The sequence below is a fragment of the Desulfuromonadales bacterium genome (assembly GCA_035620395.1).
Lineage (GTDB): Bacteria > Desulfobacterota > Desulfuromonadia > Desulfuromonadales > DASPGW01 > DASPGW01.
The window spans coordinates 18173-37921 of the sequence record DASPGW010000189.1; the positions used below are offsets into that span (position 1 = coordinate 18173).

At 60.0% G+C, this 19749-nt stretch carries 18 protein-coding genes; 5 read left to right on the top strand and 13 right to left on the bottom strand.

Annotated features, from left to right (window positions below; all coding sequences use genetic code 11):
* Window positions 1–22 precede the first annotated feature (22 nt).
* Complete coding sequence (gene priA / locus VD811_10270; GenBank protein ID HXV21357.1) at window positions 23–2224, top strand: primosomal protein N'; 2202 nt, start codon at window positions 23–25, stop codon at window positions 2222–2224.
* 50 nt (window positions 2225–2274) lie between these two features.
* Here the strand turns inward: priA and VD811_10275 are convergent, their stop codons facing one another.
* The 13 genes from VD811_10275 to VD811_10335 all read right to left on the bottom strand — a co-directional run bounded on the left by VD811_10275 (window position 2275) and on the right by VD811_10335 (window position 13856).
* Complete coding sequence (locus tag VD811_10275) at window positions 2275–2709, bottom strand: SH3 domain-containing protein (GenBank protein HXV21358.1); 435 nt, start codon at window positions 2707–2709, stop codon at window positions 2275–2277.
* A 54-nt stretch (window positions 2710–2763) separates the two neighbouring features.
* A complete protein-coding gene (locus tag VD811_10280; GenBank protein ID HXV21359.1) occupies window positions 2764–3579 on the bottom strand; it encodes a tetratricopeptide repeat protein in 816 nt (271 codons plus the stop codon).
* Window positions 3580–3705: 126 nt separating this feature from the next.
* Window positions 3706–4698 carry a type II secretion system F family protein gene (locus VD811_10285; protein ID HXV21360.1) on the bottom strand — a complete coding sequence of 331 codons (993 nt, stop codon included), beginning with the start codon at window positions 4696–4698 and terminating at the stop codon, window positions 3706–3708.
* 8 nt (window positions 4699–4706) lie between these two features.
* Window positions 4707–5681, bottom strand: a complete 975-nt coding sequence (locus tag VD811_10290; GenBank protein ID HXV21361.1) for a type II secretion system F family protein — start codon at window positions 5679–5681, stop codon at window positions 4707–4709.
* Between the two features lie 8 nt (window positions 5682–5689).
* Complete coding sequence (locus VD811_10295; GenBank protein ID HXV21362.1) at window positions 5690–7039, bottom strand: CpaF family protein; 1350 nt, start codon at window positions 7037–7039, stop codon at window positions 5690–5692.
* A 12-nt stretch (window positions 7040–7051) separates the two neighbouring features.
* Window positions 7052–8230, bottom strand: a complete 1179-nt coding sequence (locus VD811_10300; protein HXV21363.1) for an AAA family ATPase — start codon at window positions 8228–8230, stop codon at window positions 7052–7054.
* A gap of 20 nt (window positions 8231–8250) precedes the next feature.
* Window positions 8251–9612: a TadG family pilus assembly protein gene (locus tag VD811_10305; GenBank protein HXV21364.1), complete on the bottom strand. Its 1362-nt coding sequence runs from the start codon at window positions 9610–9612 to the stop codon at window positions 8251–8253.
* 26 nt (window positions 9613–9638) lie between these two features.
* The gene (locus tag VD811_10310; GenBank protein HXV21365.1) at window positions 9639–10049 is read right to left on the bottom strand and encodes a TadE/TadG family type IV pilus assembly protein; all 411 of its coding nucleotides are present in this window, start codon (window positions 10047–10049) and stop codon (window positions 9639–9641) included.
* 68 nt (window positions 10050–10117) lie between these two features.
* Window positions 10118–10399: a hypothetical protein gene (locus VD811_10315; protein ID HXV21366.1), complete on the bottom strand. Its 282-nt coding sequence runs from the start codon at window positions 10397–10399 to the stop codon at window positions 10118–10120.
* 15 nt (window positions 10400–10414) lie between these two features.
* Window positions 10415–12001: a type II and III secretion system protein family protein gene (locus VD811_10320; GenBank protein HXV21367.1), complete on the bottom strand. Its 1587-nt coding sequence runs from the start codon at window positions 11999–12001 to the stop codon at window positions 10415–10417.
* Between the two features lie 100 nt (window positions 12002–12101).
* The gene (gene cpaB / locus VD811_10325) at window positions 12102–12932 is read right to left on the bottom strand and encodes a Flp pilus assembly protein CpaB (protein ID HXV21368.1); all 831 of its coding nucleotides are present in this window, start codon (window positions 12930–12932) and stop codon (window positions 12102–12104) included.
* Between the two features lie 44 nt (window positions 12933–12976).
* The gene (locus VD811_10330) at window positions 12977–13609 is read right to left on the bottom strand and encodes a prepilin peptidase (GenBank protein ID HXV21369.1); all 633 of its coding nucleotides are present in this window, start codon (window positions 13607–13609) and stop codon (window positions 12977–12979) included.
* Window positions 13610–13655: 46 nt separating this feature from the next.
* Window positions 13656–13856, bottom strand: a complete 201-nt coding sequence (locus VD811_10335) for a Flp family type IVb pilin (protein HXV21370.1) — start codon at window positions 13854–13856, stop codon at window positions 13656–13658.
* Window positions 13857–15606: 1750 nt separating this feature from the next.
* On the opposite strand from VD811_10335, the gene VD811_10340 reads away from it, so the two are divergent.
* From VD811_10340 to VD811_10355, 4 genes are all read left to right on the top strand, one after another.
* Complete coding sequence (locus tag VD811_10340) at window positions 15607–16830, top strand: cytochrome c3 family protein (protein ID HXV21371.1); 1224 nt, start codon at window positions 15607–15609, stop codon at window positions 16828–16830.
* A 35-nt stretch (window positions 16831–16865) separates the two neighbouring features.
* Complete coding sequence (locus VD811_10345) at window positions 16866–17384, top strand: tetratricopeptide repeat protein (protein ID HXV21372.1); 519 nt, start codon at window positions 16866–16868, stop codon at window positions 17382–17384.
* A 46-nt stretch (window positions 17385–17430) separates the two neighbouring features.
* Window positions 17431–18543, top strand: coding sequence for a redoxin domain-containing protein (locus tag VD811_10350; GenBank protein ID HXV21373.1), 1113 nt, complete (start codon window positions 17431–17433; stop codon window positions 18541–18543).
* A gap of 397 nt (window positions 18544–18940) precedes the next feature.
* On the top strand, window positions 18941–19749 hold an 809-nt coding region (locus VD811_10355; protein ID HXV21374.1), incomplete at its 3' end, for a Glu/Leu/Phe/Val dehydrogenase dimerization domain-containing protein.

Consider the following 19749-nt stretch of genomic DNA (forward strand, 5'->3'; position numbering starts at 1 on the left):
TGCCCCGTCCAGGACTGCACCCGTGTCCACATCTCTGATCGCCACCGTCGCCGTCGCCGCCCCCCTCGACAAGGCCCTCTCCTACCTCGTCCCCGAAGCATTGCGGGAGCCGGCCCGGATCGGGGTGCGCCTGCGGGTGCCGCTGGGACGGCGCAGCGCGGTCGGTTACCTGCTCGGGCTGACCGAGGGGAAACCGGCGGGACTCAAGGCGGTGCAGGCGGTGCTGGACGAGGTGCCGCTCTTCCCACCGGAGATGGTCCCCTTTTTCACCCGTGCCGCCGACTATTACGCACATCCAATTGGTGAGGTCATTCGCACCGCCCTGCCTGCCGGCCTCTCCGGCCGGGGGGGGGAGGTCTCGATCCGCCGCGAACCGTACTACACCCCGGCGGCTGTGGCGGGGGAGCCAGGCGGTGCCCGTCAGCGCGAACTTTTCGCCTTCCTCCGCGAGCGGAACGGCGCCCCCCTCTCCGAGCTGCGCCGGGTGTTCTCCGCCCCGCATGCCTCTTTGCATCGTCTGGTGACGCAGGGTTACCTGATCGAGGCGGAGGTGGAAGTGCATCGTGACCCCTTTCTCGACGCCCCGGTTCCCGCGGACTGTCCGGTGACGCCCTCTGCCGAACAGGCGGCGGCGCTGGCGGCCATTGGGGCGGCTCTTGATTCCGGCTCCTTCTCCCCTCTGCTGCTGCACGGTGTCACCGGCAGCGGCAAGACCGAGGTCTACCTGCGCGCCATCGAAAATGCCCTGGAGAGGGGACGCACCGCCCTCGTGCTGGTTCCCGAGATCGCTCTGACGCCGCAGCTGGTCGGGCGCTTTCGGGCCCGCTTCGCCGGGCGCGGGGGGCAGATTGCCGTCCTGCACTCCGGGCTCTCCGAAGGGGAGCGCTACGACGCCTGGCGGGCCATCGCCCGGGGCGAGGCCGCCATCGTCATCGGTGCCCGCTCGGCGCTCTTCGCTCCGCTGCCGGCTCCCGGCATCATCGTTGTCGACGAAGAACATGAGTCAAGCTACAAGCAGGCCGAAGGATTCCGCTACCACGCCCGCGACCTCGCCCTGCTGCGCGGCCAGATGGCCGGTGGGGTGGTCCTGCTGGGGAGCGCCACGCCGGCGGTGACCACCTATCACCGTGCCCGCAGCGGTCAGCTTCGTTACCTGCCGCTCGCCGGCCGGGTCGAGGGGCGGCCGCTTCCCGCGGTAGAACTGGTCGACCTGCGCGAAGCGCGCCCGGAGGGGGACGGCAGTCTTTCGCCGCCGCTGGCCGCGGCGCTCGAAGAAACCCTGGCGCGGGGGGAACAGGCGCTGCTGCTGCTCAATCGCCGCGGCTTCGCCCCGTTTCTCCTCTGCGCCGACTGCGGCGCCACCTTTCGCTGCCCCAACTGCGCCATCACCCTGACCTTCCACCGGGGGCGCCGCCAGTTGCGCTGCCACTACTGCGACCATATCGAGACGCCGCCCGAGTTCTGCCCCGTCTGCCGGGGGAGCGCCGTCGAGCCACAGGGGGCGGGCACCGAGCGCCTCGAGGAAGAACTGGCCACCCGGTTCCCCGCCGCCCGAATCGCCCGCATGGACCGCGACACCACCGCTCGCAAGGGAGCCCACCAGGGTCTGGTCGAGCGCATGCTGCGCGAGGAGATCGACGTCCTGGTCGGCACCCAGATGGTCGCCAAGGGGCACGACTTCCCCCGGGTGACCCTGGTCGGCGTGGTCGGTGCCGACAGCAGTCTCAACCTCCCCGATTTCCGCAGCGCCGAGCGTACCTTCGCCCTCCTCTCCCAGGTGGCGGGGCGGGCCGGGCGCGGCGAGCGCCCCGGACGGGTGCTGATCCAGACCTGGTCCCCCGACCACTATGCCCTGATCTGCGCCGCCGGTCACGACTACGAGGGGTTCTACGAGCAGGAGATCACCGGTCGCCAGGCGCTCGGCTACCCTCCCTTCGGCTATCTGGTCAACCTGGTTCTCGCCGGCAACGAAGAGCCAAAGGTGCAGCGGGCTGCGGCGGCCCTGGCCGACGGGCTGCAGCGTGCCGCCGGGACGGTCGAAGTGCTCGGCCCCGCTCCCTGCCCGCTGGCCCGCCTGCGCGGCAAGAGCAGGGTGCAGATCCTGCTCAAGGCACCCGAGCGTCTGCCGTTGAGGCGGCTGCTCGCCCGGCTGCCGGAGCTGCGGAAGAAAATCCCCTCCGGGGTCTCTCTGGTGGTCGATGTCGATCCGGTGGACATGCTGTAGGGGCGCGCCGCGAAGGGCGGGGGGGCGGGTCCAGCGCGTGCGACGGAAGCCTATCGGCCCCAGGTGAGGGATTTGTAAACCCAGCCGCCCTGGCCGCTTTCGTGGACGACTTGCAGCCAACTGCCTCGCTCATCCAGAACCTTGAAGGTCACTCCCTGGCGGGCGAGGAAAACGACCGGCTGGTCAGGTCCAGGGGCCTGGCGAACGGGAGCCTGTTCGACTTCCACCACTACGGACATGTTGTGGTTGACCTGATCCTTGTGGATCCAGCCGGTTATTCCCTGATAGTCCCTGACCTGGTAGTAGTTGCCATGGCTGCCCTGAACCGACAAGGGATAGTATGTCGGCAGCTCAAGCACGATGTACGATTGGGTTTCCGAGGGCGTATTGCGCAATTCGGCGCTATAGCCCGCGACCATTACGATCTCGGCCACGGCCATCCCCGCGCAACTGATGATCAGCAACAAGGTCAGCAGGTATCGCATCAACGCCACTTTTCTTCCCCTCTTTATTTTCAGTTTTCCCGTTCTCCGCGCGATTTAGCGGCCTGCCTTTTCCCTCAGGTCGGCAAGCCGTGCCAGGTTCTCCCTGGCCCGCATGTAGAGTTGCGGGTTCAGGTCAACCGCCTTCTTCAACGCCTGCTCGCTTTTCTCCCATTTTCCTTGCGTCATGTACAGATAGCCCAAATTGTTCCAGGCGGCAGCTTCACCCAAGGTCTTGATAAAAATTTCCTTGGCCCGTGTTTCCTCGCCGTTCAGGAAGTAAGCGGTTGCCAGGTTGTTCTGAAGCATGCGGTTGCGCGGTTCGATGGCCAAGGCCCGGCTGAAGGACTCGATCGCTTTGTCGTGCTTGCCCTGCAGCAGGTAGTTGAAGCCGAGATTGTTGTGACTTGACGCCTGTTCCGGTTTCAACTCTGCTACTTGGCGGAACATCGGCTCAGCCATCGGGTCGCGGCCCATGTGACTGGAGGTGACGGCCATCTCGGTCAGGATCTCGGGTGCATCAGGGGCCTTGAAGAGGGCCTTGCCGGCCCATTCTAGGGAGAGGTCGTAGTTTCCCTGGCTGCGGTAGATTCTTGCCAGGGCGAGCATGGCGCCGACATGATCGGGGTCGTTTTTCACCACCAAGGTGAAGATCTGGACAGCCCCTTGCGTCTCAGTCTCGCGCCGCAGACATTCACCCAAACCGAACAGGGCCTCGGTCGACGAGGGCTCCCTCTCCAGGGCGACGGCGAAATGCAACCGAGCTACGCCTGTCCGGCCAGCCGCCAGATGATCCTGGCCGAGTCGGACAAGTTCTGCCGTAGGCAGCTTCTGCAGCGAATCGTTGCCTTGCTCCTTCCTGAGTTCTGCCACCTTGCCGTCCATTTGCCTAGTGGGAACCAAGGTGGTACAGGCGCTCGATAGCAGGCAAAGCAACAAACCAGTGACGTACACCAAATAATTATCCTGCCGCATGTTCGAAAACCTTTCGATTTAATTTTACTCCCCGCCCAAGGTGGGCAGAAGAATTCTTATGATCTGGATAACGCCGGGACCCAGGATAACGACAAACAATGCCGGAAAAATGAAGAACACCAAAGGGAACAGCAGTTTGACTGCCGCTTTGGCTGCCGTTTCTTCGGCTGTCTGGCGTCTTTTGGTCCGCATGGAGTCTGAATGAACCCGTAGGGCCTTCCCGATGCTGGTGCCAAAGCGGTTGGTCTGGATAATCATGGTCATCAGTTGGCCGATCTCCGGCACGCCGGTGCGGACCGACATGTTTTTGAAGCTTTCGTCACGGGGCCGGCCGGAGCGTATTTCCAGGTTGGTGAGCAGGAATTCGTCGCTCAGATCTTTGCTGATCGACCGGATTTCTTCGCCGACCCGCTTGAAGGTCATGTCCAACCCAAGGCCGGCCTCGACACAGACGACCATTAGATCGAGGGCGTCGGGGAAGGCTCTGGCCAAGGCCGTTTTGCGTTTCTGGATTTTGAGAAACAGAACGATGTCGGGAAGAAAGAAGCCGAAGACGGCGAGCAGGATCATGATGCCAACCCGCTCCACGGTGATCTTCAGAACCAGCGAACTCAGCAGGAAGAACAGGGATAAAAGCAGTGCGCCGCCGATCTTGAGGCAAAGAAAATTGGCGAAAGCCTGCTTCGACCTCATCCCGGCCTGCATCAGCCTGAGGCGGATTGAGGAAGTTTCGCCGGCCGGGGTGGCCAGCACGAGTTTGTGTAATGACCTGGAAATGCTGGCAGCGAGCCCGTCCGGATCTTTTTCGACCAGCCTGGCTTTTTTTGGCTGCAGCAGCTGATCGGATTTTGGCTGCGCCAGCAGCTTGGAGAGCCGCTCGCCGACCCGGTCGCGGTTTATGAGGAGGTAGGCAAGGCCGCCGACCAGCAGGACCACCGCGAGAAAGGTCAGGACGAGGATCAGGATGTACTCCAGGTCCCCTGAAAAAAGATAGAGATAGTTTTTTATCGTACCCATGCCGCCCCCTAAATCTCTATTTTCACGAGCCTCTTGATGAAATATACGCCGAGGATCTGCAGCACGATGGCACCGGAGATAAAGTAGGTTCCGATCGGGTCGGTCCAGAGCAGGGCGATGTAATCGTTGTTGATGAAGTAGAGGTAGACAAAGAGGATAATCGGGATGGAGATCAGGATGTTTCCGGAAAGCCTGCCTTCGGCAGTGAGGGTTTTGACATTCCGCCTGAATTGGGTCCGTTCCCGGATCAGGGCGCCGATCCGGTCCAGGATTTCGGCGATGTTCCCTCCCGTTTCCTTCTGGATGATGACCGAGACCGCAAAGAACCGAAGATCCATGCTGGGGACCCGATTGCACAGGTTTTCAAGGGCTTCGCTAAAGGTCAGGCCGAGTTTCATCTCGTCGACGGCGGCCCGGAACTGGGACTTGATCGGCTCGTCCATCTCCTGGCTTACCATCTCTAGGGCGGAAGAAAAGGCATGGCCGGCCCGCAAGGCCCGGGCCATCAGATCCGTTGCCGCGGGAAGCTGTTCCTCGAACCTGGCGTCGGAGGCTTTTTCTGCCCACCTCAGGATCAGGAAGGGGATGAAGAAAAACAGAGCGCCCAGCACTATTGCCGTAAACTTGATGGGCAGCAGCCAGAGGCCGAGCAACGTACCGATTCCGCCCAGCGTCAGGCTGAGGAGGATGAAGGCGGTGGCGTTCAGAGGAACCCTCGCCTTGACCAGCATCCGGTCAAGCTTTTGGATGCGCGGGAGGGAGAAGGCGAAGCGTTCAACGGGATTGGCATTTTTCAGCAGACCGTTGCGGTAGCCAGTGAGCCGCTCCAAGCCGAGTCCGCCGCCGGCGGAAAGGTAGAGAAGGCGATTTTTGATGGTCCTCTTCTCGCCAAACCGGCCGACCCACAGCAGGTAGGCCAGGGCGACGAGCGAAGCGGAGAAGAGAAAGACAGTAATCGAGATGGTTAAGATCAGCAGGTCCATGATGGCCTCTATTCGTAATACTTGTCAGGGTCGAAGAGCGATTCGGGGAGTTCGATGCCCGCGGCCTGAAGTTTTTCGGAAAAATGGGGGCGGATGCCGGTAGCGCGGAAGCGCCCGAGAAGGTTGCCGTTTTTGTCGATGCCGCGGCGCTCGAAGACGAAGATATCCTGCAAGGTGATGACGTCGCCTTCCATACCGGCGACTTCGCTGATGGCGGTCACCTTGCGGGTGCCGTCTGAGAAGCGAACGATCTGCAGAATCAGGTCGAGGGCCGAAGAGACCATGAAGCGCATGGCGCTTTCGGGCAGGTCGACTCCGGTCATAAAGATCATCGACTCTAGACGGGTCAGCGAATCCCGCGGCGAGTTGGAGTGGATGGTGGTCAGCGAGCCCTCGTGACCGGTGTTCATGGCCTGCAACATGTCGAAGGCCTCGGGTCCGCGCACCTCCCCAATGATGATGCGGTCGGGGCGCATGCGCAGGCTGTTGCGCACAAGGTCGCGCTGGGTGACCATGCCGGTCCCCTCGATGCTCGGCGGCCGGGTTTCCAAGCGGATCACATGCTCTTGCTGCAGTTGAAGCTCGGCGGCATCCTCGATGGTGACTATGCGCTCGCGGTTGGGAATGAAGCCAGAGAGGATGTTGAGCATAGTTGTCTTGCCGGTGCCGGTGCCGCCCGAGATCATGATGTTCAACTTGGCTTTTACGCAGCCTTCCAGAAACTGGGCGAACGCTGGTGTGAGGCTGCCGAAGCCGATCAGGTCCTGCACCTTCAAAGGGTCTTTGGAGAAGCGCCGGATGGAGAGCATCGGGCCGTCGATGGCCAGCGGGGGGATGATGGCATTAACGCGGGAGCCGTCGGGGAGTCGGGCATCGACCATTGGTGATGACTCGTCGATGCGGCGGCCCACCCTCGAAATGATGCGGTCGATGATGGTCATCATGTGGGCATCGTTGACAAAGCGGTGGCGGGTCTTCTCCAGCATGCCGCGGCGCTCGACGTAGATGTTGCGGTAGGTGTTGCAGAGGATGTCGGAAATGGTCGGGTCCTTCATCAGCGGTTCGAGCGGGCCAAGTCCAACGAGTTCGTCGATGATTTCATGGATGATGGCGCGTTTTTCCGGCTCATTGAGCAGTACCTTCTCATCGCCCAGGAATTTCTCCACCAATTCGGAGATTTCGGGACGGATGGCCGCGGCGGGCAGAGAGTGCAGCACCTCGAGGTTGGCCTCCTCGATGATGCGCAGGTGGACCTTCTGCTTGATGGCGTAGAAGGAGTCGTCCTGGTTGTAGAGGGAATCGACGGGACTGACCTGCTGGGGAGGTTGGGATTCCCTGGCGAAAAGGTTCTTGAGCATCACGGCGTCCTCCTAGACGGCTTTGCCGAAGGTCCCCCGCACACCCCGGTAGTTCAGATGGGCGGCTGGATGCTGGAGTTTCTGGATGAATTCGACAATGTTGCGGGTGAGCGGACTCCTGGGGTTGAGCTTGATCAGGGGGATGCCCCGGTTGATCGACGAGATGACGTTCTCGAAGTCGTTGGGAAAGAGCCAGAAGATCTTCTTGCCGAGGGTCTTTTCCGCTGAATCGAGAGACAGGGGAGTTTCCTTGATGTAGCGATTGACGACGATTTCGATTTTCTGGGTAGAAATGCCGAGTTTGCGAATGTGCTGAAAGAGCCGGGCGGCGTTGCGGATCGCCGGCACCGACAGGTCGCTGACGATGAAGACCTTGTCCGAAGCCAGCAAAGCCTGGAAGTTGCTTTCGCTGACCGACATGGACGGGCAGTCGATGATTACGCAGCGGTGGGCTTCCCGAGTCAGGGCGCAGATTCGCTCGATTTTCTCTGCGGTGATTTCCTCGCAGTCATCCGGGTTAACCGGAGCTGCCAGGTAGTTCAAGCCGGTCGCGTGGCGGATCATCGCCCCCTTGAGAAAAGAGGCGTCAAGGCGGTGGAAGTTGCGGCAGACGTCGGCAATGGAGGTTTCGGGAACGAGGTCAAGCAGCACCGAGCAATCCCCAGACTGGAAACTCATGTCGCACAGGGCCGTCGCCGCTCCGCGCCCCTCTGCCAGGGCGGTCGCCACGTTGACGGCGATGACGGTGGCGCCCAACCCCCCCTTGCTGCTGATGAAACTGTAGCACGGGCCGGCGGCGGCTGATTCCTGTCGTCCGCGCTGCTCACGCACCTTTTCGATAGCTCCGCGCAGGGTCTGGGGGTCGAGGGGGGTGGCGAAGTATTCGGCCGCCCCGGCTTTCATGATCTCGACGATGTGTTCAGGCCGCCGGTCGGCCGAGATGACGAAGATCGACGCCAGCGGGAAACTCTTGCGCAGGCCGGCCAACTTGCGGAAGATGTCGCTTGCTTCGGGCAGATCCTCCACCAGGATGATCTCGGGAGGCGCCTTGAAGGCGGTCGTCCCACGGTCGCCCTGCTCGCTGACCCTGTGGGTAAGGGTGATGCTCGTGAGATTCTTGAGATCCTCGGAGAGTTCCTTCGCCAGGCTCAGGTCGTGAATTTCGAAAACGATGTTGAGGTTTTGTCCCATTGGTTTGCCCCAATTATCCGTCAAGGGTAGTTGATGGAACCTTTCACTAGGACCGGGATGGAAGCCAGCACTCCGAAATTGCTGCCCCCCGTCCCGCCCAGAGGTTCCTTGAATTCGCAGGAAGGGAGTGCGTAGATGGTTTTGGCGTAATAGTGGTCATAGGCAGGGATCCCCGGAGAGATCTCCAGGTCGAAGTGGTCGACGAAACTGTCCCAGCGCGCTTTGCCGGTCAGGGAAGAGCCGTCCCAGTCCTGCATCCTGGTCGGAAGGTCTGTGTATTTCTGCTCTTCATTTTGCGGGAAATTGCGGGTGATCAGAATGATGTCGATAGTCACGGCGCCGATGATTTTTTTGCAACCGGTGATGTTGCCGGTCATGGTGTCTGAGCCCTCGACGCAGTCCACCACGGGAAGGGTAAGCCGCCAGGGCTGATCGCGGATCGGGCCGAGGTCCGGGTTGAATCCGCCGCAGTTTCTGATGTCGGAGAAGATGTTGTCGTTCTGCCCGCCGCCGACCGAAATGCCTACCCCGCCGGGGATTCTCATGGGGTTGGAGCCGTCGCAATCACTCGGATAATTGATGAGCCCCATTAGGTCGCTGTTGTTGACATTGTCCGTGCAGCCGACCGAGAAGTTCGTCCAGGCGCCGGTGTTGGAGTCTTCCTTGGAGGCGCTGTTGATCATGCGCCCCTTGCCGCAGGAATAGAGTCCGTTTTCGTCGAGGATGCTTTCTTCGCAAATGGCGATCGGCTGGTCGAACACGCTCTCCTCGAAGGATCCACCTGCAAAGCCGACATATGCCACTGCCTCGGCCTGCATGGCGAAATTCTCGTAGCCGAGGAGCCGGGCGAAGAAAGAGGGGGCCGGTGTGCCCTCGCGGTGCGTGACGACTCGGACGGCGTTGATGAAAGCGGGCCTGCCGGCCTGGCCATCCATTCTGTCCAGTTGGTCTTCCGTATAACTGCCGATATCGATGGGCGCTGTCTCGTCGAGGGGGTAGAATTTTCTTTCCCAGAAACTCCAGTGCCCTCTCTGCACGTCGCCGGTATTGTCGCCCGTCAGGTTGTTCACCTCAACGGCGACCTTGACGCTGGTGTTCCTGATGGCGGCCTCGCGGGCGGACTGGTTGGCTCCCGGGTTGACCCAGCCAATCTCTGCTTCGGATTCGGCGACTGGTGGTTGGTCCGCGCGGAAGTAAAGCTGGCCGGCGCCGGCAAGCGCACCGGCATCGGCGGCATTCTGCAACTCGTTCTTCACCACAACCAGGTGGCCGATGTCGACGGCCAGCGCTGCTGCGCTCAGAAAAACAATGAGGAGCAGGGCGAACAGGACGACGACGGCTCCGCCTTCGTCCTTGAGTCGATCGATTCGAAACGGTGCCATGGCGCACTCCCCTTGCTGCCGGTCGTTCATACTCCCGGGACCTCTCTGCGCATGATCGTGCTGGTGCTCAGGTTGATGACCGGCATGGGCAGGTAAAGGAAATCATAGCTGAAGTTCACTGTGGCCCGCACATAATCCGGGTCGGACCGGTCGATGGTGAGGTCGGACAGGGTCAAAGTATCACTGCCGAAGGTGATCGGCAGGCTGCCATAGGAATCGAAAATCTTCTGCTTGACCCTGGTGTCCCGGGCATCGTTCGCATCCGTGGTGAAAACGATTCCTTCCCGTGCCATCTCGCGGCTGGCGTTGGTGATGATCGCCTTGTCGTAGAGGATGATGCCGAACTCTATGATGCCCAGCAGAATGAGCAGCAGCACCGGCAGGATCAAGGCGAATTCGACCAGGGCAGCGCCGTTCTCTTCGCGAATCCTCATCATGGTTTCCCTTCCATCAATCGTACTCAATCCCGGCGATTGGTCGGGTCCTCTTTAGTCGTTGGTGGTTGCTATCTGACCCCTTGGGAGGTCAGCCCCAGTTCAAAGATTTCCGTTTCTGCCGGCTTTTCGGCGAATGTCCTGTTATATATCCCCATGACCTCTTCGGCGTTGACCCCCTCCATCCCCGTCGGGGCCTGGCCGACGTATTTGTAGTTGGGGTTAGCCACCTGCTTGTCCCAGGAGGCGAGCTGCCCCTGGCCCCACTCGCGGTCGACGTAATAGGCCTCTTCCAAGGTGGCGCAGCCAGCGAGGAGAGCAATCGCCATCAGGGCGAAAATCAGCTTGTTCATGGTTTCTTCTCCTTGTCAGTTGGTGGACGCCTGGAACCCCAGTTTGCCTTCGAGACCGCCTGATTTCCCGGCGGCATCCGGTGGTTGGGGGAAGCCGTGCCGGCTCAGGGCTGACGGGTTGTCGGCAGAGCGCCGGCCCTCGAGCCGTCCTTCAATATAGAACTCATACTGGCTCGGCAACTGCATGAACTCGCCCGGGAAGCGCAGTTCTCCCTCGGCCACCGGATTGACCAGGTGCGGAGTGACGGCGATGAGCAGATCCGTCTTCTCCTGCAGATAGCCGCTGCTGCGGAAAAGGGGGCCGAGTATGGGCAGGTCTCCCAATCCTGGAATCTTGGACACTTCTTCCCGCAGGTTGTCCTTGAGCAGACCGGCCAGGGCCAGGGTCTGGCCGTCGTAGAGTTGGACCGTGGTTTCTAGCTTGCGGGTGTTGAGGTTGGGTACCGGGAAGGTCGAGCCCAGGACGCCGGTCGGAATGAGGCTGACATCGGAGATTTCGCTGACGCTCGGCGCCACGCGCAGGCTGATCTTGCCGTCGGCCATGATGACCGGGGTGAAGCGTAGGGCGACGCCGAATTCCTTGAACTCGATGCCGGGGGTGCCGTCTTCGTCGGGAACCGGATAAGGGAATTCTCCGCCAGCCAGGAAGCTCGCCTCCTGTCCGCTCTGGGTGACCAGGCGCGGTTCGGCCAGCACCCGGGCCAGCCCCTCGTTTTCGAGCAGAGTCATGGCGGTGGTGAGATTGTCGACGTTTACGAAGAGGTTGGCGGCGTTGCCGGCGAAGTTCAGCAGCAGAGAGCTGGGCTGCTGGATCAGGCCATCGATCGTTCCCTCGATCACTTGGCCGACCGTGCCGCCTGGGATGACGGCTGGGAAGGGTCCTTTTTCGGTGATCTTGAGTGGGCTGACGACGCGACCGCCAGCGCTGGCGGCGCCCGTGAAGTCATTGCCGAGCTTGCCGAGACCGATGGCTGCTTGCCAGTCCTTGCTCTTGTCGCGAGCCTCCTCGGCGAACTTGACCTCGAGCATAACCTGTTGGTTGCCGGCGACCTGCAGCAGGTTGGTGATTCCATGCCCCGAGCGCCCCGTGCCCCCTGCGGTGGAACTTTTGCCTTCGGCTTCCCTGGGCAGGAAGGTCTGGGCCAGGCGCAGAACCTTCTCCATCACCTCGGGGCCGGAGACGGTACCTGCCAGGACGACGCCGGTCTCGGAGCCGTAGACTTCGATCTGCTGGTTAGGGAAGAGCTGGCGGATCTGCTCCTTGAGGCCGGTCAGGTCGAGGCTGACGGTGACGTCGATGACCGCCCGAACGTCCTTCTTGTCTTCGTCCCAGACGGTGATGGTGCAGTAGCCAAGCTTCTGGCCGCGCACGTAGACCTTGCGCTCGGTCAGTGCCCGAGCGTGCACGATCTCCTCATCCGAGGTCAACACCTTCATGTTGTAGCTCGGTTTCTGAATCTCGATGATTTCCGACCCCCCGAGCTTGAGGGGGAGTATCTTCCGCTCCGTCTCCTGCTGCGCCCAGGCGACGCCGCACAACAGAACCAGCATGGCGGCCAGGCCAATCTTGCCGGCCAATGCCCCGAAAGCAAACCGTTTCATTTCAGCCTCCAGGTGAATGTGAATTAAATGCCAATTGCCTGACGAATCTGAAACTTTTTTGGATCCCCTCTTGCACTTCATTCCGCGCGAACGAATGTTTTTATCTCATGGAGAACTCGTAAGCTTCGGGCTTCTTGTCCCCCTGGATCACTTCCACTTTGAATTTGGGCGTCGGCGGCGTCACCACCCGCGGAGCGACCACGCGTGCGGGCGCAGGCCGCTTCGCTGCCACTTTTGCGGGAGCCGGGACGGGTTCTTCATCTTCCAGCGGGTTGCGCAGCACCAGGTGGATGGGGCCGAGGTTAACCTGGAGTGCGAGTTTCTCGGCCTCCTTCGAAAGTAATTCCATGGTGACGGTGCGCACCAGTTTGGCCTTGCCGTCCTCGTTGTGGGTCTCCTGGGCGACGGCCAGCACCTTGATCTTTTTCAGCAGGGTTTCCGCCTTTTTGGCATTGGGATCGTTGCCGATCTGCTGGACGCCAATCACATCGACGAAGGTGTTGGGCAGGATGAAGCCGCCGACGCCGATGACCTCGTCGACCCGGATGGTCATGGCCCGCATGCCGGGGGCGATGATCGCCACCAGACCGGCGCCGGAGCCGGGAGCGGCCAGTTCGGCGGCCAGCAGCGGCGAACCGGCCGGAACCCTGCTCACCGCGATGCGGTCCTTGAGGGCGTCGATGCTCTCGAAGGCCCCCTTGGGGACGGTCGCCTTGGGCCAGTCGGTCAGGGTCAGGTTGGCCTCGGTGAGGCGAGTGCCAGGCGTCATGTCGACTGCGGCGATGACGACTTTGGTCAACGGCATCGATTCCTGGACCAGAACGGCCGACTGCGAGGCGCGCGCGGCGAGCCACTTGTTGACCAGGAACACGGCGGCCATGCCGAGGCCCACAGCCAGAATCAGAACAATGAAAGTGGTGTATTTCTTCATAATGTCCTCCTTTGCGATAAGCGCCTTATCGCTTCAAGTCGATTTCAGGAGTGCGGCAGCAGGGAAACAATGGGGCCCCAATGGACGAAGGCGAAGAAACCCAGAGCAATGGCCGCCGCGTATGGGAACCTCTGTCGTTCACGTTGGGGGTCGGGTCTGAAAGCGTCAAAATCTCTGGTATAGATGAATGCCCGCAGGGAGTTGAACGCCGCGGCCAGTTTCTGCCGAAAGTCGTGGGTGAAGCAGTAATGGAGAATCGCCAGGAAACCGCCGAAAAGGGCGGTGTAGAGGAATATCTGGAAGATGCCGGCTGGGCCGGCCAGCGCCCCAAGGGCGGCCAGGGCCTTGACGTCTCCGGCTCCCATGCCGCCAAGGGCATAGGGCAGAATGAAGAGCGCGAGGCCAACCAGGGTGCCGAGCAGAGACCAGAGCAGGCCCCGTCCACCGGCCGCGTAGAGGTTGTAGCCCAGGCCGGCCAGCAGCAGGCTGAGGTTGAACAGGTTCGGGATTTTCGCGAAAAGCATGTCGGTCAGGCAGATGCAGAAGAAAAAAGCGGAGGCAATGAGGACGACTGGGGTGATTCGCACCGCGTACATGAAGTACGCGGCAACGGCCACGGCCAACAGGCCGGCCAGCAGACCGATAAAGGAAACATTGTCGTTTGCTTGAAACTTCACCTCATTGCCTCCATGGCAGACTTCTCATCAATTGTTGAGGGGCACACTATTGGGGGGTGGTTCCGCCTCCTCCTCCATTGGCACTGGTGAGTTCCGTGTTCGCACGCTTAAACACGGTATCTAGGCCTCCCTTGAGCAACGTGATCGTCCCGATCAGCGCGATGGCGATCAACGCCACCATCAGCCCGTACTCGACCATCGTCGCACCTTCTTCGTCCTTCAGGAACCGTTTGACCATCTCTTTCATTTCTTCCTCCTTTGGATGTGCTTGCGGGAGACCTGCTTACCCGAACTTGGCCCGCCTCCCATGGGACGCAAGTGGGAACCCATCTCATCATTCTGTACCATTGGCCTTCCCCTGTTTTGCCTTTACCTGCCGGGGTTGCCTTGGCCAGGGCCGCCCGAAAAATCTTTTTTTTCCGCTTGCTGCATTTCGGGTTGCCTTCGGGTAGCCAGGGAAGGCAGCGCGGACCCCGTATCAATAATCCATCTTGAAGTTGAGGGCCGATTCAGTCCAATTCGCATCGGTTATTAAAACAAGGATTCTCAATTGTCTGCCGCTTGGCATATATCTCTATGAAACTTAAACTTTAAAATATCTCCAACTCTTAGTTTGTTTGATGTTTTTGAAATGTCCATGTTTCTGATAAAAATCTGATAAAAATCCAGCCGTTGAATTCACTGTGTTCTTTCACGTTTATGGAGTGGCAATTATTGCGCCATCGTCAAAAAAAGAGAAAAAATACCGAATAACGAGGCGATTTCACCTACTAATATGATTTTAATAATTCTATCGTTGTTGTTATGGAATAATAGTTTGAAACAAAATATGTCAAATGGCGCTGACAATAAATGTCATATGACTATGTAATCTCATTTGTCCTTAGTTTAATTAAGGTTACGCTGTCATTAGAATTGTTCTGATTTTTTTGTCACAAACCATATCACAATAATCTTATTACAATTGTAGTGTCAGAATTCATAGTGCAGCGCTTACATGCTTTAGTTTTAGGGGTCATCAGCTGAATCTATGTGTACAGAGATAGTTATCGCCTGACACTGCCGCCCCTGGCGGGGTGACGTTTACGCGGCTTCTTCGGTTACGGTTTTCGGCTTCGGCAGGTCATCATCAAAGGCCTGATACGGTACCCGGCCATTCATGTTGCGACCCTGATGGGTCCGCTCGTAAATGATCACCCATCCCATCCTCCGTCCAGCCCAAGACAGAACGACAGAAAAGCCCCTGCAGAGGCCAGGGTCAGCCCTTCCCTGAAATCCGCCGCACCCCTCTTCGATCCAGGGGCTCAGCCGGAGGAAGGGCATTCAAAATTAGCTGAGCCTAAACCATAGCAAGGCATATGCCATGCCTTTAAGTTATTGTTTTGAAAAAGTTATTCAGGCAGGGATCGCAGAAAAGCCGCGGCATTGTTTCCAATGGAACCATTAACAGGAGGGGGAGTGTTACCACTGGGGAACACAGGCTTTAAATAGTCAAAAATCCTTGATATGTTTGTATCCCTTGGATACAGGCAGGCAATGTCCTGCAGCGGACCGGTGGCGTTGAGCTGGATGATCGGTCAGAATTTTGCTCCGGATTCTGGGGAAGCTAGTTTTATGATTGGAACGAAAACGCGTTACCTGTGACCTTGCCGATGAAAAAAATTGACATCGAGCGTTTGGTCGGAGTACAAGCATGCTCATTTTTCTTTTGGATTAAGAGCATCCCGTGCAAACTCGGGCCGGGTTTAGCTAAAAATGAAGCACAGGTCTGTAACGAATCCCGCTCTCCGATGAATAATTGAGAGCTCATTTTTATTCCAGCGATGTGCTGATCCTTTTAGATCACGAATAAAAAGAAGTGTCGGGAGTGTGGTATGCAGGAAACAGGGAGGTCATCCGGAGTGGTCATCGCGATGACCGTATTTCTGGGAGCAGTTTTATTGAACTCTCTAACGGGTTTTCATAGCTTGCTTTTTGCTGCCACGGCCGAATCCTGCATGGCCAGAAATTGCCACGCCAATTTTGGCAAGGAGGCATTCGTCCACGGTCCGGTCGCCTCCGGCGACTGCATCTTGTGTCACATCCAGACGAGGAAGCACAAGTTCGAGCCGATCGCCGACGCCGGAAAACTTTGTCTGGAGTGTCATGAGCGGCTCGACACGGAAAAAGTCGTGCATCAGCCGGTCAGGGAAGGCAAGTGCACCCAATGCCATGACCCGCACCAGTCCCCGAACAGGTTCATGCTGAGAGGGGCTGGGGCCGACCTCTGCTACCGTTGTCACGACAGGGCTCTCGCCGGCGGCAAGTACGTTCATGGACCGGTGGCCGCGGGAAGTTGCAGCACCTGCCATGACGTTCATCAGAGCGAGTTTCCGCGAATGCTTCTGGCCGAGGGGAATGAGGTCTGTTTCGCCTGCCATTCCGACAAGGCGGAGGCGATCAAGGCCCGGAAGTTCATCCATGCGCCGGTCGAGGAAGCCTGCGTCAACTGCCACAATCCCCACAGCAGCCCGTTCAGGTATAATTTGCCGGCGGATGGTTCGCGCGACCTCTGCTACACCTGCCATGCGGAGAAGGCTGCACAAATCGCCGGAGCAACGGTCAGACACGGTGCGCTGAACACCGAACGGAAGTGCCTCAGGTGCCACGATCCCCATGCTTCCGATTACGTCAAGCAGCTTCCCCAGGCGCCGGCCGACCTCTGTCTGGGCTGCCACGACCGGGAATACACCAAGTCGACCGGCAAGGTGGCCAACATGAAGGAATTGCTGAGCCTCAATGTCATCCACCATGGTCCGATCAAGCAGAAGGACTGCTCCGGCTGCCACAATGCCCACGGCTCGAAGAATTTCCGGATGCTGCGCGAGTATTTTCCGGAAGCCTTCTACGCCGGCTACAATCCGGACAACTACAAGCTCTGCTTCATGTGCCACGAACAGTCTCTGGCCAGCGAAGAGAAAACCATGACCCTGACCGGTTTCAGGGACGGTGACCGTAACCTGCATGCCGTCCACGTCAATAAGCCGGACAAGGGGCGGACCTGCCGCGCCTGCCATGATGCCCATGCCACCAACAACCCCCGGCATATCCGGGACGCCGTCCCTTTCGGCGGCTGGCAGTTGCCGGTGGGCTTCACCAAGACCGAGACCGGCGGTCAGTGTCTGCCGGGATGTCACCAACTGCTGAAATATGACCGCAACAAACCGGTGGGCAAGCCCTAGAGGCTTTCCCGGTTGCCAAAGGAGTCGTTCGGACGATGCAATTACCTCGAATCATCCAGGCTCTGACGCCGGGGCTCCTGCTTATGCTGGCAGTCGCGTTTTTCGAGCCGGCGCGGGCGGCCGGAGCGGAGGCGGTCCGGCCGCCGGCCGCGCCGACAGGCAGCCCGGAACCCGCTGAAAAGGGACGGTCCGCCGAGATCGAGGCCCTTCGGGCAGAACTGGCGCAGGCGGGCGGCGACGCCCCGGCCCATTCCCGCCTGGGCTGGCTATTGCTGGGAGAAGGGGACTGGGATGCGGCCATCACGGCCTTCGATCATGCCCTGCGGCTCAACCCCCGCTCCTCCGACGCCAGAACGGGGAAAGGGGCGGCTTTGGCCCGCAAGGGGGAGCTTGCTGCGGCGGAAGCTTTGCTGAAGGGCGCCCTTGAGCACAATCCCAACCCGGTTCGGGCCCATTATGAGCTCGGCCTGGTTTACGACCGCCTCGGGGCACCCGACAAGGCCATGGCAGAGTTCAAGGCAGCAATCGAGCATTATCGCCAGGGCCGCAGGTAGCCGCCGTAGTGTGCCGTTTTTCCCCGGAATGTGAGCGAGGAACTCCATGCGTATCCGGATCCATTATTTGGTGGTGCTGACCTTTTTGCTCTCGGGGCTCGGCTTGTGCATCATGGTCCCTTCCGGCGCCACCCTGCAGGGACTCCAGGTCGGAGCCGAGGCCCCAGACTTCCGTTTGCCAAGCGTGACCGGCGAGAGCTGGACCTACGCCGAGTTGAAGGGGGAAAAACTGACCCTGGTCGTCTTCTGGTCGACCTGGAGCAAAAAATCGGCGCAGGCGCTCAGCGACCTTCAGCAACTTTACGACAAGTACCGCGATCGCGGGCTGTCGGTCATTGCCATCAACGCCGACGGGCAGACGGTGTCGGAGGAAGCCATGGCCGCCATCAAGACCACGATCGCCGAACTCAAGCTGGAATTCCCGGTCCTGGTCGACCGGCAACTGGCGACATTTCACGACTTCGGGGTGATCGCCCTGCCTTCCACCGTCCTGCTGGACGGGGAGAGGAACATCAGGTACGAGCTTTCGGGTTACCCGCTGGTCGGCGCCGGGGAATTGAAAGGCCTGGTGGCGTCGGCACTGGAGGGGGAACGCGCCGCCGTCGCCTTGCCGAAGCAGGACCGCCAGCCGACCAGAACGGCCCTGCGATACTACAATATGGGGAGAAATACCCTGAAATCGCGACGAATGGCGGAGGCGGCCGAGACCTGGTTCCGCAAGGCCATTGCCGAGGATCCGGGGTTTGTCCTGCCGCATCTCGGCCTGGCCAAGGTCTACGCCGGCCGGGGTGATCTTGCCCGGGCCAGAACCGAATACGAGCAGGCACTGGCCAAGGAGCCGGGCAACGCTGTCGCCCTCTGCGAGATGGGAATATTGCTGGTGCAGGAGGGCAGGCTGGTGGAAGGGCAGTCCTTGTTCGCTCGGAGTCTGGCCGTGGATGAGGCGTACGCCCCGTGCTACTATTACGCCGGATACGCTCATGGCAAGCAGGGGGACATGGGTGCCGCCTTGAAGATGTTCGAAGAAGCTGCCGCCATCAACCGGCTCGATTTCGAAATCTACACCTACAAGGGGCGCATGTACGAAGAGCTCGGCAGCGTACGGGAGGCGGCTGACGCCTACCGGCAAGCTGTCGAGGTGATCCTGTCGTTGAACTGACGACAGGGGGCGGGTTCCGGTCGGGGCGGAGGGGCGTCGGTAAGGCAGCGGCAGAAGTGTGGAGATGGGCCTGAACCGGTATGGACGACAGGGTGGAACGCAGAATGAACGCCCGGCGCAAGCCGGGCTTTTTTTGTGTTAAAAGGGTAGGCTTGTGTGTAGTTAGGGAACACAAAAAATTCGGATGCGGCAGCGCGGAGGCGGCCGGAGAGTTTTGCGTATAGGCAAAAAAACGAGCACTGTCCAAATGATGGGCAGTACTGATTAACATTTGTCCACTCTGGCACGGTAAGTGGATATTGTTTGGGCGGCCGCGGGCCATCCCGACATGTGTAACAGGCGTCTGCATAAAAAGCAGTCAATTGGCCATTGCATTCTAACCCCACAGGAGGAAGTCATGACCACCAAGCTCGACGAAAAGATTGAACCGATTTACCAGGAAGTCCTCAACCGCAACCCCGGTGAAGTGGAGTTCCATCAGGCGGTGCGGGAGGTGCTCGAATCTCTCGGGCCGGTGCTGGTGAAGCACCCGGAGTACATGGAGCGCAAGATCATCCAGCGCATCTGTGAACCGGAGCGGCAGATCATCTTCCGGGTGCCCTGGCAGGACGACAAGGGACAGGTCCACATCAACCGCGGCTTCCGCGTCGAGTTCAACAGCGCCCTCGGTCCCTACAAGGGCGGCCTGCGCTTCCATCCTTCGGTCTATCTCGGCATCATCAAGTTCCTCGGCTTCGAGCAGATTTTCAAAAACTCCCTGACCGGCATGCCGATCGGCGGCGGCAAGGGCGGCTCGGACTTCGACCCCAAGGGGAAATCGGACGACGAGATCATGCGCTTCTGCCAGAGCTTCATGACCGAACTCTACCGACACCTCGGCGAGCACACCGACGTCCCCGCCGGTGACATCGGCGTCGGTGGCCGCGAGATCGGCTACATGTTCGGCCAGTACAAGCGCATCACCAACCGCTGGGAGGCTGGCGTTCTGACCGGCAAGGGACTCAAGTGGGGCGGCTCGCTGGTGCGCCCCGAAGCGACCGGCTACGGCGCCACCTTTTTCATCAACGAGGCGCTCAAGGCCCGCAAGGACTCCTTCGCCGGCAAGACCTGCCTCGTCTCGGGCTCGGGCAACGTCGCCATCTATACCATCGAGAAGATCCACCAGCTCGGTGGCAAGTGCGTCGCCTGCTCCGACAGCAACGGCGT